This window comes from Bradyrhizobium sp. BR 1433 (genome assembly GCF_051547665.1).
GTDB classification, from domain to species: Bacteria; Pseudomonadota; Alphaproteobacteria; order Rhizobiales; family Xanthobacteraceae; genus Bradyrhizobium; species Bradyrhizobium australafricanum.
The window spans coordinates 4094168-4107824 of record NZ_JBPUGG010000001.1; the positions used below are offsets into that span (position 1 = coordinate 4094168).

Annotated in this window: 14 protein-coding genes and 2 pseudogenes; 7 read left to right on the top strand and 9 right to left on the bottom strand. The window is 65.5% G+C overall.

Going from position 1 to position 13657, the window contains the following annotated elements; all coding sequences use genetic code 11:
- Positions 1-221 precede the first annotated feature (221 nt).
- A complete protein-coding gene (locus tag ACSKB9_RS19990; RefSeq protein WP_438075184.1) occupies positions 222-2861 on the bottom strand; it encodes a TIGR02302 family protein in 2640 nt (879 codons plus the stop codon).
- Positions 2862-3033: 172 nt separating this feature from the next.
- Here ACSKB9_RS19990 and ACSKB9_RS19995 point away from each other — a divergent pair, with 172 nt between their 5' ends.
- A complete protein-coding gene (locus ACSKB9_RS19995) occupies positions 3034-3417 on the top strand; it encodes a carboxymuconolactone decarboxylase family protein (protein WP_018268955.1) in 384 nt (127 codons plus the stop codon).
- A 197-nt stretch (positions 3418-3614) separates the two neighbouring features.
- On the top strand, positions 3615-4526 hold the full coding sequence (locus ACSKB9_RS20000) for an NAD(P)-dependent oxidoreductase (protein ID WP_438075187.1): 912 nt from the start codon (positions 3615-3617) through the stop codon (positions 4524-4526).
- 180 nt (positions 4527-4706) lie between these two features.
- On the opposite strand, the gene lysA is transcribed toward ACSKB9_RS20000, so the two are convergent.
- From lysA to argH, 3 genes and pseudogenes are all read right to left on the bottom strand, one after another.
- A complete protein-coding gene (gene lysA, locus ACSKB9_RS20005) occupies positions 4707-5972 on the bottom strand; it encodes a diaminopimelate decarboxylase (RefSeq protein ID WP_438075189.1) in 1266 nt (421 codons plus the stop codon).
- A gap of 16 nt (positions 5973-5988) precedes the next feature.
- Complete coding sequence (gene lptM, locus ACSKB9_RS20010) at positions 5989-6258, bottom strand: LPS translocon maturation chaperone LptM (protein ID WP_018268957.1); 270 nt, start codon at positions 6256-6258, stop codon at positions 5989-5991.
- 92 nt (positions 6259-6350) lie between these two features.
- A pseudogene (gene argH, locus ACSKB9_RS20015) lies at positions 6351-7747 on the bottom strand (argininosuccinate lyase).
- Between the two features lie 114 nt (positions 7748-7861).
- Between argH and tlpA the strand changes: the two are divergent.
- Positions 7862-8555 (top strand): annotated as a pseudogene (gene tlpA, locus ACSKB9_RS20020) (thiol:disulfide interchange protein TlpA).
- On the opposite strand, the gene ACSKB9_RS20025 reads toward tlpA, so the two are convergent.
- From ACSKB9_RS20025 to ACSKB9_RS20035, 3 genes are all read right to left on the bottom strand, one after another.
- On the bottom strand, positions 8556-8744 hold the full coding sequence (locus ACSKB9_RS20025; RefSeq protein WP_229191846.1) for a putative motility protein: 189 nt from the start codon (positions 8742-8744) through the stop codon (positions 8556-8558).
- A 70-nt stretch (positions 8745-8814) separates the two neighbouring features.
- The gene (locus ACSKB9_RS20030) at positions 8815-9033 is read right to left on the bottom strand and encodes a helix-turn-helix domain-containing protein (RefSeq protein WP_057017783.1); all 219 of its coding nucleotides are present in this window, start codon (positions 9031-9033) and stop codon (positions 8815-8817) included.
- Positions 9034-9043: 10 nt separating this feature from the next.
- Positions 9044-9619, bottom strand: a complete 576-nt coding sequence (locus ACSKB9_RS20035; RefSeq protein ID WP_438075192.1) for a DUF2975 domain-containing protein — start codon at positions 9617-9619, stop codon at positions 9044-9046.
- 196 nt (positions 9620-9815) lie between these two features.
- On the opposite strand from ACSKB9_RS20035, the gene ACSKB9_RS20040 reads away from it, so the two are divergent.
- Positions 9816-10073: a hypothetical protein gene (locus tag ACSKB9_RS20040; RefSeq protein WP_438075194.1), complete on the top strand. Its 258-nt coding sequence runs from the start codon at positions 9816-9818 to the stop codon at positions 10071-10073.
- Between the two features lie 8 nt (positions 10074-10081).
- On the opposite strand, the gene ACSKB9_RS20045 is transcribed toward ACSKB9_RS20040, so the two are convergent.
- A complete protein-coding gene (locus ACSKB9_RS20045; protein ID WP_438075196.1) occupies positions 10082-10939 on the bottom strand; it encodes a LysR family transcriptional regulator in 858 nt (285 codons plus the stop codon).
- Positions 10940-11043: 104 nt separating this feature from the next.
- On the opposite strand from ACSKB9_RS20045, the gene ACSKB9_RS20050 reads away from it, so the two are divergent.
- The 3 genes from ACSKB9_RS20050 to ACSKB9_RS20060 are packed head-to-tail and all read left to right on the top strand — an operon-like array spanning position 11044 to position 12757.
- Complete coding sequence (locus ACSKB9_RS20050; protein WP_438075198.1) at positions 11044-11427, top strand: tautomerase family protein; 384 nt, start codon at positions 11044-11046, stop codon at positions 11425-11427.
- Positions 11424-12635 carry a pyridoxal phosphate-dependent aminotransferase gene (locus ACSKB9_RS20055; protein WP_438075200.1) on the top strand — a complete coding sequence of 404 codons (1212 nt, stop codon included), beginning with the start codon at positions 11424-11426 and terminating at the stop codon, positions 12633-12635. Before ACSKB9_RS20050 ends, ACSKB9_RS20055 begins: the two co-directional genes overlap by 4 nt.
- On the top strand, positions 12632-12757 hold the full coding sequence (locus ACSKB9_RS20060) for a hypothetical protein (protein ID WP_438075202.1): 126 nt from the start codon (positions 12632-12634) through the stop codon (positions 12755-12757). Before ACSKB9_RS20055 ends, ACSKB9_RS20060 begins: the two co-directional genes overlap by 4 nt.
- An 11-nt stretch (positions 12758-12768) precedes the next feature.
- Here ACSKB9_RS20060 and ACSKB9_RS20065 read toward each other — a convergent pair whose 3' ends face one another.
- Positions 12769-13650, bottom strand: coding sequence for a 3-hydroxybutyryl-CoA dehydrogenase (locus ACSKB9_RS20065; RefSeq protein WP_438075204.1), 882 nt, complete (start codon positions 13648-13650; stop codon positions 12769-12771).
- Positions 13651-13657 lie beyond the last annotated feature (7 nt).

The following is a 13657-nucleotide window of genomic DNA, read 5'->3' on the forward strand; positions in this document are numbered from 1 at the left end:
CGGCGAGTAATACCCAATGGCCGGTATGACGATGCAATGAATAAACGGCTGTGCCTCATGTGCTCTCCTGAGACGCTTGCCAATTTTCAGAAACAGGTTGACGCAGGCGAATTAAATGCGCGCCAACGGGAACCCGAGAATTTTAGTAAAATTGTGTGAGCAGACGGGGAGGACGTTCGGACCTGGCCGCCCCGCCGCAATGCGAGCGACCTGCCGGCCGCTCAATAGTCCTTCAGCAGCCGCTCGATGTAGTCGAGCTCGATCTGCGGCCGCGCTGGATCGGCGAGGCGGCGGCGCAGCTCTTCGAGGATGCGGCGGACGCGCTGCACGTCGATCTCGCCGGGGATCTTCACCGTGTAGTCGTCGCCGAATTCCCGGCCATGCAACGGGCGGCCGAGCGGATCGGTCTGATTGCCGCCGCTCTGCTGGCGGCCGGCGCGGTTGCCGGGGCTGTCGCCCGGCTGGTCGCCATCGCCCTGCTGCATCGCGTCGGCGAGGCTCTGGGCGCCCTTGCGCAGCGCATCCAGCGCACGGCCCTGCGAATCCACCGCACCGTCGGCATTGCCCTCGCCGAGCCGCCCGGAGGCATCGCCCATCGCGGAATCGGCCTGGTCGAGCCCATCATCGCCGTCATCGCCCTGGTCGCCGCCTTGATCGCCCTGCTGCGCCTGGTCGCCCTTCTGACCCTGGCCCTTCTGCCCTTGCTGGCCCTTCTGGCCACGCTGATCCGGCCCCATGCCGCGCTTGGCGAGCTCTTCCTGAAGCTTCTTCAGGCGGTCGCGCAGCGCCTGCTGGTCCTGCTGCAGGTCGCCCATCGACTGCTCGCCCTGCTTGCCGCGCATGCGGTCGCGGCGGGAATCCTGGCCCTGCTTGAAGGTCTTGTCGCGCAATTGCTGCTGCTTGCGGATCATGTCGCCGAGTTCGTTGAGCGACTGCTGCATGTCGTCGTCGCCCTGATTGGGCTGCGCCATCTGCAGGTTCTCCAGCATCTGCTGCATCTGCTCGAGCAGCTGCCGCGCCGCATCCTTGTCGCCGGAGCGTGACAGCCGTTCCATGCGATCGAGCATATTCTTGAGATCCTGCTGGCTCAGCACCTTGGCATTGGGATCGAGCGGCCGAGCGAGCTGCTGCGGATTGTTGCGGAACTGCTCGACCATCTGGCGCAGGAAATTGTCCAGCGCCGCGCGCAGATTGTCGGTGAGCTTCTTGATCTCCTCGTCGGTCGCGCCGCGCTCCAGCGCCTGCTTGAGCGCGTCCTGCGCCGCGCGCAGCGCCTTGTCGACGTCCGAGATGTTGCCGTCCTCGATGGTGACGGCGAGCGACCACAGGCTGGCGACCACCTCGCGCAATTGGTCGTCGGTGCGCGCCGCCTCGAGCTGCCGGCTCACGGTGTGCAGGCCAAGGTAATAGCCGGTCTCCGGCATGAACATTTCGGGCGCGATCATCAGCGCCTCGAGCGCGGCGAACACCTGGCCGTTCTGGTTGGCGTCGAGCGCCAGGATACGGCGCTGCTCGATCAGCGCGCGCGCCAGCGGCTTGGTGAACAGGCGCTCCGGCAGCCGCATGTTGAACGGCTCGCTCTTGCCCTCATTGCCGGCCTCGTCCTTAGCCGTCAGCGTCAAGGTCACGTCGGCGCCGGCATAGGGATCCTCACTGAGGTCCTTCACGGTCTGGCCGACGCCGTTGCGGGTGCGCGCATTCGGCAGCACCAGCGCGAATTGCGGCGGCTCGAACAACGGCCGTGGTTGCGCCGCCTTGCCGTCGGCATCCTTCTTGCCGTCAGCATCCTTGGACGCATCCTTGGGCGCATCGCTCGGCCGCACCGCGAATTGCGCGCGCGCTTCGCTGACGCCGTAATCGTCCTCGAGCCGGTAGGACATCTGCAGCGCGCCGCGCGCCTGCCGCTCCGGATCCTTGGCGAGCGCAATCGACGGCGGGCGGTCCGGCGTCGCGGTGAATTTCCACTGCGGCTGGCCGGCCGGCGCACGGACATGCGCGGTGCCGTCGCCGGTGATCTTGAAATGCCGCTCGTTGGTGCCCTTGGGCGCCTGCCCGTCCGGCGCGACCTCGGTAACACCGCCACCGACAACGACGTCGATGCTGCCGCCGCTGGAGCGCACCAGGAGCGTGCTGCCGGCCGGAACCGCGAGCGGGGTGGTGTCCGCCGCGTTGGCGTCCTTGTTGGCGTTCGACAGAATGATCGGCGGCTTGCCGGTGTAGTTGGGCGGCGTCACCCAGGCATCGACCCGGACATTGGCCGGCGCCATGATGCCGTTCCAGTCGAATGCGGAGGCGACCCGCAGGCCGCGCTCGTCGCCGGCGGCGACATAGCTCGCGACCAGCATCACGATGACCAGCGCGCGCAGCGCCCAGGGGTCGTGCAGCGACACGCGCGGCCGCGGCAGCCCGGCGCGGATGCGCTTGATCGAGGCCAGCGTGCGCTCGCGCTGCGCCTGCCACAGCGCCAGCGCAAACGGGTCCTTGTTGGTGAGCGTGTCGGAGAGCGTGGTCGCCGGACGATGGCGAATGCCGGCGCCGCGGTCGAGCCGGCTCAGGCCCTCCTCGCGGCTCGGCCAGCGGAAGCGCACCAGCGGCGACAGCGCCGCGAGCGCGGCAATCGCGAACAGGCCGGCGCCGGCCACGCGTGCGACAAACGGCAGCACCAGCCACAGCCCGGCCCAGGACGCGACCAGGAACAATCCTGCGACCGTCAGGAACCGGGCCAGATGCGGCCAGGCCCGTTCCCACCCAATCGCGAACCTTGCCCGCTGCAGAGCCTCTGTCAGTTTCAGCCGCGCGATCGCATCGCTGTCGCGGACGGCGCGTGACGGGTCAGAGGGGTCGATGTTGGCTCCGCTCAATAAAATCTCCGGGGTAGCCGGCAGGTCAGCCTAGCACGGCGGCGGCTTTGAGGCACCCGTTCCAGGCAGTAACCCACACCGGGAAATACGCATAACACGAAGGCGTGACTGCGGCGGTTCGACCCCGTAACGTCCCGGCCGAACCATCGCATTAACGCATGAGGAACGCGATATGGACCAAAAAACGCACGACAAGGGGCTCGAAATCCGCAAGGCGGTGCTGGGCGAAGCCTATGTCAACAATGCGCTGAAGAATTCGGACAGCTTCAACAAGCCATTCCAGGAACTCGTCACCGAATATTGCTGGGGCGCGGTCTGGGGCCGCGAGGAACTGCCGCGCAAGACCCGCAGCATGCTCAACCTCGCCATGATCTCGATCCTGAACCGGCCGCACGAATTGAAGGCCCACATCAAGGGCGCGCTGACCAACGGCGTGTCCCGCGACGAAATCCGCGAGATCTTCATGCAGGTCTCGATCTATGCCGGCATCCCGGCCGGCGTCGACAGCTTCCGCATCGCGCGCGAGGTGTTCGCCGAACTCGACAACAAGGCGTGAGACGCTGCTGCCTCACACGCAATGTCGTCCTGGCGAAAGCCAGGACCCATAACCACAGGCCTTCGTGGTGGGAACACGCTGGGGCTCCAGCGGAGCACAGCAATCAACCGCGGTCGTAATGGGTCCCGGCCTTCGCCGGGACGACAGCGAATGTGGGGTGCGCGGCTCCGCACATAACGACATAGAGGAAACGACTCATGGAAATCGGATTCATCGGCCTCGGGAAGATGGGCTTCCCGATGGCGCGCCGGCTGATCGAGGCCGGCCACAAGCTCACCGTGTTCGACACCAGCAAGGACGCGCTCGACAGGCTGGTCGCACTCGGCGCGGTGGCCGCAACCTCGCCCAAGGACATCGCCGACCGCGTCGAGACCGTGATGGCGAGCCTGCCCTCGCTGCAGGCCTCACTCGAGGTCGCGACCGGCGCGGGCGGCGTGATCGAGGGCACGCGCGTCAAACGCTTCATCGACCTCTCCACCGTCGGCTCGCGGATGGCGGTGAAGATCCACGAGCTGTTGGCCAAGAAGAACATCGTGCAGATCGACAGCCCGGTCTCCGGCGGCGTCGCCGGCGCCGAGAAGGGCACGCTGGCAGTGATGGTGTCGGGCCCGCGCGCCGATTTCGAACTGGTGAAGGGCGCGCTCGACGTCGTCGGCAAGGTGTTCTTCATCGGCACCAAGCCGGGCTCCGGCCAGACCATGAAGCTCGCCAACAACTTCCTGTCGGCGACCGCGATGGTGGCGACCTCGGAGGCTGTTGTGATGGGCGTCAAGTCCGGGCTCGATCCGGCCGTGATGATCGACGTCATCAATGCCGGCTCCGGGCTGAACACCGCGAGCCGCGACAAGTTTCCGCGCTCGGTCTTGCCGCGCAGCTTCGACTTCGGCTTCGCTACCGGTCTGATGGTGAAGGACGTGCGGCTTGCGGTCGAGGAAATGCGCGCGCTCGGGCTGTCGATGGAAGTCGCCGAAGCGGTCGGCCGGCTCTGGGAAGTCATCATCCGCGACGAGGGACCGGAGTCGGACTTCACCGCGGCGATCAAGCCGATCGAGAAGGCCGCGGGCGTGATCGTCGGCGGCGGTAAAGGCGGCAGTCACGCCGCGAAGTAAAGGTCGTCGTCAAATCAGCGCTGTCGTCCCGGGCAAGCGAAGCGCGACCCGGGACCCATAACCACAGGCGTTTGTAGTTAGCCGAGCTGGGGCCCCAGCTCAGTACAACAATCAAGAACGGTGGTTATGGGTCCCTGCTTGCGCAGGGACGACACCGTTAGTGAGGCGCGACACCGGCCATCACAGCCACGGCGCCGGCTTGTCCATCGCGATCAGGGCGTCGACGTCGACGCGCGGGCGGACCACAGCGTACTGGTCGTCCTTGACCAGCACTTCGGGCACCAGAGGCCGCGTGTTGTAGGTGCCGGACTGCACCGCGCCGTAGGCGCCGGCGGTCATGATCGCCAGCAGATCGCCGGCCTTCGGCTGCGGCAGCGAGCGGTCGAGCGCGAGGTAATCGCCGGTCTCGCAGACCGGGCCGACCACGTCGGCAATCATGGTCGGGGTGCCGGGCGCAGGCTGGCGCACCGGCAGAATGTTGTGATGCGCTTCATACAGCGTCGGCCGGATCAGGTCGTTCATCGCGGCGTCGATGATGACGAAGTTCTTGGCATCGCCCGGCTTCACATGGATCACGCGGGTGACGAGGATGCCGGCATTGCCGACGATCATGCGGCCCGGCTCGAACATCAGCGTGCAGCCGAGATTGTGCGTGACGCGCTTGACCATCGCCGCATAGGCGTCCGGCGCCGGCGGCGCGGCTCGATCCATGTAATAGGGGATGCCGAGGCCGCCGCCGAAATCGATATGCGAGATGTCGTGGCCGTCGGCGCGCAGCGTCTGCACGAATTCGGCGAGCAGCCGGAAGGCGACCTCCAGCGGGCCGAGATCGGTGATCTGGCTGCCGATATGCACATCGGTACCGGTGACCTTGATGCCCGGTAGCTTTGCCGCACGGGCATAGACCTCGCGGGCGCGTGCGATCGGAATGCCGAACTTGTTCTCGGATTTGCCGGTCGAGATCTTGGCATGGGTGCCGGCATCGACATCGGGATTGACCCGCACGGAGATGCGGGCCGTCTTCTTCATCTCGACCGCGAGACGCGACAGCATCTCGAGCTCCGGCTCGGACTCGATATTGATGCAGAGGATGTCGGTGGCAAGCGCGGCGCGCAGCTCGCCCTCGGTCTTGCCGACCCCGGAGAACACGATCTTCGACGGCGGAATACCGGCCGTCAGCGCCCGCTTCAACTCGCCGCCGGACACCACGTCGGCGCCGGCGCCGAGCTTGGCCAGCGTGCGCAGCACCGACTGGTTGGAGTTCGCTTTCATGGCGTAGCAGACCAGCGTCTTCTCGCCGGCGAAGGCTTCGGTGAAGACGCGGTAGTGGCGCTCCAGCGTCGCGGTCGAATAGCAATAGAACGGCGTGCCGACGGCCTCCGCCAGCTCAACGAGATTGACCGCCTCGGCATGCAGCACGCCGTTGCGATAGTCGAAATGGTTCATGACACGCTTTTAAATACTAATTGCCGAGCAGCGGATCGAGGATGAAGGGCCGTTTATTGCCTCGCGGCGCGGCCGGCGCGGCCTCCGAGCCATAGGTCGGGTTGAACACGCTGGGCTGCGCTGCCCGCTCGCTCTCGGTGTCGCTCGGTGCCGCGCCCGGCGCGACGTTCGCGGTCGGCGGCAGGTCGAGCGGTCCCTTGCGGCCGCAGCCGCCGAGCGCCAGCGCTGATACGCCCAGCACAATGATGGCCCATCCCGAGGGGGTCAGGCGGTTCTTGCTAATCACGACGAATTCCCCAATTCGGGCGGCACCATACAAACATTGGCGTGCTCTGGCGAGAGGCGGAGCGCCATGAAATCACGGCCAAATTTTCCGGTTCAGCCCAATTTTCGCTCTTTTTCCAGCCGCTTGGCCCAGGCCTTGGCCTGCGCCATCACATTCTTCGGCGCCGTGCCGCCGAACGAGGTCCGGCTCTGCACCGAGGATTCGACGCTGAGCACTTTCAGCGCGTCGGCCGTGATCTTGGGCTCGACCTCCTGCATGGCCTTGAGCGGCAGCTCGTGCAGCGCCACGCCCTGCTTCGAGGCCAGGCCGACGATACGCCCGGTCACGTGGTGGGCGTCGCGGAACGGCATCTTCAGGTGCGGACCAGCCAGTCAGCGAGGTCGGTGGCGGTGGCGTAGCCCTCGCCGGCGGCGGCCTTCATCTTTGCTTCGTCCGGCACCAGGTCCTCGACCATGCCTGTCATGGCGCGAATTGCCAGTGACAGCGCCTCGAAAGCCTCCATCGCCCCCTGCTTGTCCTCCTGCATGTCCTTTTGATAGGCGAGCGGCAGGCCCTTCATCACGATCAGCAGCGCGGTGAGCGCGCCGATCACGCGGCCGGTCTTGGCGCGGACCAACTCGGCCGCGTCCGGATTGCGCTTCTGCGGCATGATCGACGAGCCGGTGGTGAACTTGTCGCTGAGCTTGACGAGGCCGACCAGGGGCGAGGTCCAGATCACGATCTCCTCGGCGAAGCGCGACATGTGCACAGCGCAGATCGCGGCCGCCGACAGCGTCTCCAGCACGAAATCGCGGTCGGACACCGCGTCGAGCGAATTGGCCATCGGACGGTCGAAGCCGAGCGCCTTCGCGGTCGCGGCGCGGTCGATCGGAAACGAGGTGCCGGCGAGCGCGGCCGCTCCCAGCGGCGATTCGTTCAGCCGCTTGCGCGCGTCGGCAAAGCGGCCACGGTCGCGGCCGGCCATCTCGACATAGGCCAGGAGATGATGACCGAAGGTCACGGGCTGCGCGGTCTGCAGATGGGTGAAGCCCGGCATCACAGTGCCGGCATGCTCCAGCGCGCGGGCGACCAGCGCCTGCTGGAACGCGGCCAGCGCCGCATTGGTCTCATCGATGGTGTCGCGGACATAGAGCCGGAAATCGGTCGCGACCTGGTCGTTGCGGGAGCGCGCGGTGTGCAGCCGGCCCGCCGCGGGCCCGATCAATTCGGACAGCCGCGACTCGACATTCATATGAATGTCCTCGAGCGCGCGCTTGAAATCGAAATCGCCCTTGCCGATCTCTGACAAAATCGTGTCTAGACCTTTGCCGATATTTTTCGCATCAGCGGACGTGATGATGCCCTGCGCGGCGAGCATCGCGGCGTGGGCCTTGGACGCGGCAATGTCCTGGGCATAAAGGTGACGATCGACGTCGATGGAGACGTTGATTTCCTCCATGATCGCGTCGGGACGTTCCGAGAACCGGCCGCCCCACATCTTGTTGCTCATGACATCTCGCTCACGAATTCGTATTTCAGCCTTGCGGTTTCATGGCCGGAGGCGGCGAAACAGCACCGCAGTTCCGGTCGTATTCCCGGCACTGCTTAGCCACATCGACCCAGGATGACAAACGATATGCCCGAGACGACCCCATCCAATCCGACCGCCAGGCCGACCGCCAAGTGGCGTATCCCGCTGGTGATCGGCGCCGTGCTGGCCGGGGCCGTGATCGGCTATGTCGGGGTCTCCAGCCTCAAGCATCCCGCTGGCGGCGATATCGCCTGCAACAGCGCGGTGGCTCTTGCGAAGAAGATCGCCCCGCTCGCCCATGGCGAGGTCGCGGCGCTGACCATGGCGACCACCCCCTTGATGCTGCCCGACCTCACCTTCGAGGATGCTAACGGCCAGCCGAAGAAGCTCTCGGACTGGCGCGGCAAGACCGTGCTGGTCAATTTGTGGGCGACCTGGTGCGTGCCCTGCCGCAAGGAAATGCCGGCGCTCGAACAGCCTGCAGACCAAGCTCGGCGGCAAGGATTTCGAGGTGGTCGCGATCAACATCGACACCCGCGACCCGGACAAGCCGAAAAACTTCCTGAAAGAGGCCAATCTGACCAGTCTCGGCTATTTTTCGGATCAGAAAGCCAAGGTTTTTCAGGATCTTAAGAACATAGGCAAGGCGCTGGGCATGCCGACCTCGGTGCTGGTCGACGGCAAGGGCTGCGAAATCGCCAATATCGCCGGTCCCGCCGAATGGGCGAGCGACGACGCGATCAAGCTGGTGAAGGCCGCGCTGCAGCCAGCCGCAGCCGGGTTCTGATCAGGCGACGGCGTTGAGGTTGTCGCCGATGCCGGGCGACAAATTCGCGGTGGAAGGCGTACCGAGCAGGGTCTGAACCGCGAACTTCTCGGCGTCGAGGTTCTGCTTGGTCACGCGGGTTGCGATCTCACCCTGCAGACTACCCTGCTGCATCGACAGGATGCTGGTGACCATGCTCATCATGTCCATACGCGGCACTCCCAAAACTGGGGTTTGAGGTAACGCGCGAAAGTTAATGCTTGGGTAATCGATGGCCGCATCAGGCTGACGCATCGTCCGCTTCATGGCGCAAGAGGTCCCCGGGCTGGCACTTCAGATAGGTGCAGATCCGTTCCAGCGTATCGAACCTGACGCCCTTCACCTTGCCCTGCTTGAGCAGGGACAGGTTGGCCTCGGTGATCCCGACATATTCGGCAAGCTCCTTCGATTTCACGTTGCGCTCGGCGAGCATCACATTCAGCCTGACCCGGATCGGCATCGCGAATGCCTCAGACGAATTGCGCGTGCTCATCGGCGATCGCATTGGCCTCGGCCATCACCCAGGCCGTGACCGCGACCAGGCCGGCGAACAGCAACGCGAGCAGGGTGTCGGACCCGAACGCGACGACGATGGATTTGCCCTGCGCGTAGGTTTGCCAGCTCAGCAGGATCGAGAGCAGCGCGCCGATCAACGGCTTGAGCAAGGTCGAAACCAGCATCGCGATCGCTAGGTCGCGCAACCTCGCCACGTTGTCGGCCGTGAAGAAGCGCCCCTGCGCGAACGCATTGAAGCAGCCGCGCACGCGCGACAATCCCCAGATCAGACCGGCGAGCGGCAACGCCGAGACCGCGAGGCCCATCAGCCGCACCAGCCAGCCGACAGGATGGAACGCGATGCCGGTCAGCCCGGCGTCGCGCAGGATCGCTTGATCCGGGCTCGCCACCCAATAGGCCAGCAATCCAACAGCAAGCAGGAGCGAAATGCCGATGCAGGCGTAGGCGAGCACGCGGCTGACCGCGCGGATGCGTTCGAGGCGCGCTGGCCGTGCGGATCGGGAAAGCTCTGACGAGAGGGACGCGGACATGCTCGACCTTGATGGTTGTTGATCTGATATTATTGTTTTACGATAATTAATATCTGCAAGTCAACATACATCGAAAGGCCAATTCATGCTGAACCGCCCGAGCCGCTCCATCTGCGCCCTCCTCTCATTGACGACAGCCGCGCACGCTCAACCCTCGACATCGCGTGGGCAAATCTCCGTCGCGCAAGTCAGGGCCATGCTGGATCAGGCCGCCACCAATCCGACCGCGCGGCAGGCCCTGACGGCCTATCTGGCCGGCGCCGGCGAAACCGCCGGCTGGCTGCTCGATGCAGCGCACGGCGTGCCACCCTGCGCCCGACGGCTGACGCTCGACGCCCAGCAGGCCCGTGACGCGATCGCCGGCGCGGCGACCACCGCAGCGACCGAGACACCGGCAACGCCGCTGATCATCCGCGACATGCTCAAGCGCGCCGGCTGCCGTCTGACAGAATGAACAGCCGCTCAGGCCGCGTTCGCCGCGAAGGCCGCGCCGAGGGTGCGCAGCGCCTGCCGGGTCCGCGCGTCAGACAGCTTCGAGTACAGCACCACGTCGCGGGACGGCAACAGCGGCAGGCCGAGCTTTGGTCCGAGGTCGACGGTATCCGCCGGCGCTACCCGGCGCGCCAGCGCTGCGACCGCAAGGCCTGCGGAGATCGCGGCTCCGATCGTCGACAGCCCGCCGCCGACGAACGCCTCGGTCCAGGCGATGCCGGCGGCGTCGAGAACCTCGACCGCCATGGCCCGCACGCTGCACGGCTCGGCTTGCGTGGCGAGGCGCAACGGCTCTCCCGGCCGATGGTGAAAATCGGGCGCGGCCATCCAGCCGAACGATTCCTCGAACAGCACGTCGCCATCGCGGCGCTTGGCGTCGTGGCGGAGCACGATCGCGGCGTCAAGCTTGCCGTCGTCGAATGCGCTGAGCACCGAACGCGACGTATCGACGTGCAGCTGAATCACCAGCCCGGGATCGGTGCTGTTCATCCGCTTCAGCAGCGAGGCGAGCTCCGATCCGACGATGTGGTGGCTGATGCCGACGACCAATCGCCGATGCTCGACGGCAAACGAGCTGATCGCCGATTGATGCGCAGCCACCAGATTGCGCGCGGCGCCGAGGAAGGCGGCACCTTCAGCTGACAGCCGAACCAGCCGCGGCGTTCGCTCCAGCAACCGCCGGCCGAGGCCGTCTTCCAGACGCCTGATCTTCAGGCTGACCGCGGACTGTGTGGTCTCCATCGCCTGCGCCGCGCGCGTGAAGCTGCTGAGATCGGCCACCAGGACGAACGCCTGGACCGCCTCGAGGTCGAGCGCCTTCATGGTCATTCATTTAAATATGAAATCATTGAAATGCTTTATCATACCGTTTTTCAATGAACAAGGAGCCCCTAGGATCGGCGGCCCGTGACGCCACCAGGAGAGCCACCATCATGCCGCTGACCCGCGTTTCATTGCGACGGGGCAAGCCCGCCGCCTACCGCAAGGCCGTTCTCGAAAGCCTTTATCGCGCCATGCGCGAGACCTTCGACGTGCCGGAAGGCGATCGTTTCATGACGATCTCCGAGCACGACGACGGCGATTTCATCTATGGCGCCGACTATCTCGGCATCAGGCGCAGCGCTGACCTGATCATCATTCAGATCACGGTCAGCAATACCCGCCCGGTGGCGCAGAAGCAGAAGCTCTATCGACGGATCGCCGAACGGCTGACCGAAAGCCCCGGCCTGCGCGCCGAGGACATCTTCATCAACCTTGTCGAGGTGCTCCCCGAGAACTGGTCGTTCGGCAACGGTGAGGCGCAATACGTCCGATGACCGCTGCACCGCTTCTCTCACCGCGCATGAGCGGCATCACGGCATCGCCCGCATCGGTGCTGCGCCGCCGCGCCCGCGAACTGCGCGCCGCCGGGCGCGACATCATCGAGCTGTCGTCGGGCAATCTGGACTTCCCGACACCGGAGCATGTGATCACGGCGGCGCATGACGCGGCATTGCGCGGCGAAACCCGTTACACCGATGTCGACGGCACGCCGAAGCTGAAGCGGGCGGTGCACGCCGCGCTGCTGCGCGACCATCATCTCGACTATGGTCTGGACGAGATCGTCATCACCAACGGCTCGACGCAGGCGCTGTTCAACGCGCTGCTGGCGACCCTGGCGCCCGACGACGAGGTGATCATCCCCGCGCCGTATTGGGCGCCCTATCTCGATCAGGTGCGGCTGGCCGGCGCGGCGCCGGTGGTGGTGCCGTGTGCGCAGAACGACGGCTTCAAGCTGCGCGCGGAGGATTTGCAGGCGGCGATCTCGGCGCGAACCCGCTGGATCATCGTCAACAATCCGGTCAACCCATCCGGCGCGCTGTATTCGCGTGATGATCTGTCCGAGATCGCCACGGTCCTGCTGCGACATCCGGACATCTGGGTGCTGGCCGACGGGCTCTACGAGCACATCGTGTTCAATGGCTCGCCCGCGCCGACGCTTGCGGAAATCGAGCCGCGCCTGAAGCCGCGGACACTGACCGTCAGCGGCCTCGCCAAGAGCTATGCAATGATGGGTTGGCGCATCGGTTATGCCGCCGGACCCGCGGCGCTGATCCGCGAGATGATCACGATCCAGTCGCAGACCACGTCCGGCGCATCGTCGATCAGCCAGGCCGCGGCGGTTGCCGCGCTCGACGGCGCGCAGGATATGCTGCTCGAGCGTGCCGCCATCCTTCGCGCCAAGCGTGACCGCTTTGCTGACCTGCTGAACGAATGCGCCGGGCTGTCCTGCTCGCCGCCGGAAGGCACGTTCTATCTGCTGGTCGGCTGCGCCGGCGTGATCGGAAAGCGCGCGCTCGACGGCAGAGTGATCCGGACCGACCGCGATTTGTCGGCCTATCTGCTCGAGGCGGCCGATGTGGTGGTGTTTCCCGGCGAGGATCTCGGGCTGTCGCCCTATATCCGCCTCAGCTTCGCTAACCCGTCAGCCATCATCGAGGAGGCCGCAAGGCGGCTGAAGCGCGCCTGCGCGGCGCTGCAATGACGTCTCACGCGCAGAGCCAGCGCCTTGCGCTGACCGCGCATCTGCTCGGACTTGGCGCGGGTGTGATGATGATCGTCGGTCTCGTGCCGGCGACGCTTGCGCTGCTGCGGGCACTGATCTGAAGACGCGACGATTACCGCGTCGGGATTGGCTTGTCGCCGCGATAGTCGTAGAAGCCGCGCTGGCTCTTGCGTCCGAGCCAACCGGCCTCGACATACTTCACCAGCAGCGGACACGGCCGGTACTTGGAGTTGGCCAGCCCCTCGTGCAGCACCTGCATGATCGACAGACAGGTGTCGAGGCCGATGAAATCGGCGAGCTCGAGCGGGCCCATCGGATGGTGCGCGCCGAGCTTCATCGCGGCATCGATCGCCTCGACGTTACCGACGCCTTCATACAGCGTGTAGATCGCCTCGTTGATCATCGGCAACAGGATGCGGTTGACGATGAAGGCGGGGAAATCTTCCGACACCGCGACCTGTTTGCCGAGCTTGGCGACGAACGCCTTGGCGGTGTCGAAGGTCATGTCGTCGGTGGCGATGCCGCGGATCAACTCGACCAGTTCCATCGCCGGCACCGGATTCATGAAATGAATGCCGATGAACTTCTCCGGGCGGTCGGTCGAGGCGGCGAGCCTTGTGATCGAGATCGACGACGAGTTGGTCGCGACGATCGCCTCCGGCTTCAGTACCGCACAGACCTCGTGGAAGATCTTGCGCTTGGTCTCTTCCTTCTCGATCGCGGTCTCGATCACGAGATCGCAATCGGCGAGCGCGTCGAGCGACTCGGCGGAGGCGATGCGGTCGAGCGCCTGCTTGCGGTCGCTCTCGCTGATCGCCTTCTTCGCGACCTGCCGGGTCAGATTGCCGTTGATGGTCGCCAGCGCCGACTTCAGCCGGTCGCCGGACACGTCATTGAGCACCACGTCGAAGCCGGCCAGCGCCGCCACATGGGCAATGCCATTGCCCATCTGACCCGAACCGATCACGCCGACCTTTTTGATTGCCACCGTCATCTTGTCA

Excerpts from the sequence above, each read along its gene's own strand:
- ACSKB9_RS20000 (WP_438075187.1), top strand. The coding sequence starts at position 3,615 with ATGGAAATCGGATTCATCGGCCTCGGGAAGATGGGCTTCCCGATGGCG.
- ACSKB9_RS20035 (WP_438075192.1), bottom strand. The coding sequence starts at position 9,619 with ATGTCCGCGTCCCTCTCGTCAGAGCTTTCCCGATCCGCACGGCCAGCG.
- ACSKB9_RS20060 (WP_438075202.1), top strand. The coding sequence starts at position 12,632 with ATGACGTCTCACGCGCAGAGCCAGCGCCTTGCGCTGACCGCGCATCTG.
- ACSKB9_RS20050 (WP_438075198.1), top strand. The coding sequence starts at position 11,044 with ATGCCGCTGACCCGCGTTTCATTGCGACGGGGCAAGCCCGCCGCCTAC.
- ACSKB9_RS19995 (WP_018268955.1), top strand. The coding sequence starts at position 3,034 with ATGGACCAAAAAACGCACGACAAGGGGCTCGAAATCCGCAAGGCGGTG.
- lysA (WP_438075189.1), bottom strand. The coding sequence starts at position 5,972 with ATGAACCATTTCGACTATCGCAACGGCGTGCTGCATGCCGAGGCGGTC.
- ACSKB9_RS20055 (WP_438075200.1), top strand. The coding sequence starts at position 11,424 with ATGACCGCTGCACCGCTTCTCTCACCGCGCATGAGCGGCATCACGGCA.
- ACSKB9_RS20065 (WP_438075204.1), bottom strand. The coding sequence starts at position 13,650 with ATGACGGTGGCAATCAAAAAGGTCGGCGTGATCGGTTCGGGTCAGATG.
- ACSKB9_RS20030 (WP_057017783.1), bottom strand. The coding sequence starts at position 9,033 with ATGCCGATCCGGGTCAGGCTGAATGTGATGCTCGCCGAGCGCAACGTG.
- ACSKB9_RS20025 (WP_229191846.1), bottom strand. The coding sequence starts at position 8,744 with ATGGACATGATGAGCATGGTCACCAGCATCCTGTCGATGCAGCAGGGT.
- ACSKB9_RS20045 (WP_438075196.1), bottom strand. The coding sequence starts at position 10,939 with ATGACCATGAAGGCGCTCGACCTCGAGGCGGTCCAGGCGTTCGTCCTG.
- ACSKB9_RS20040 (WP_438075194.1), top strand. The coding sequence starts at position 9,816 with ATGCTGGATCAGGCCGCCACCAATCCGACCGCGCGGCAGGCCCTGACG.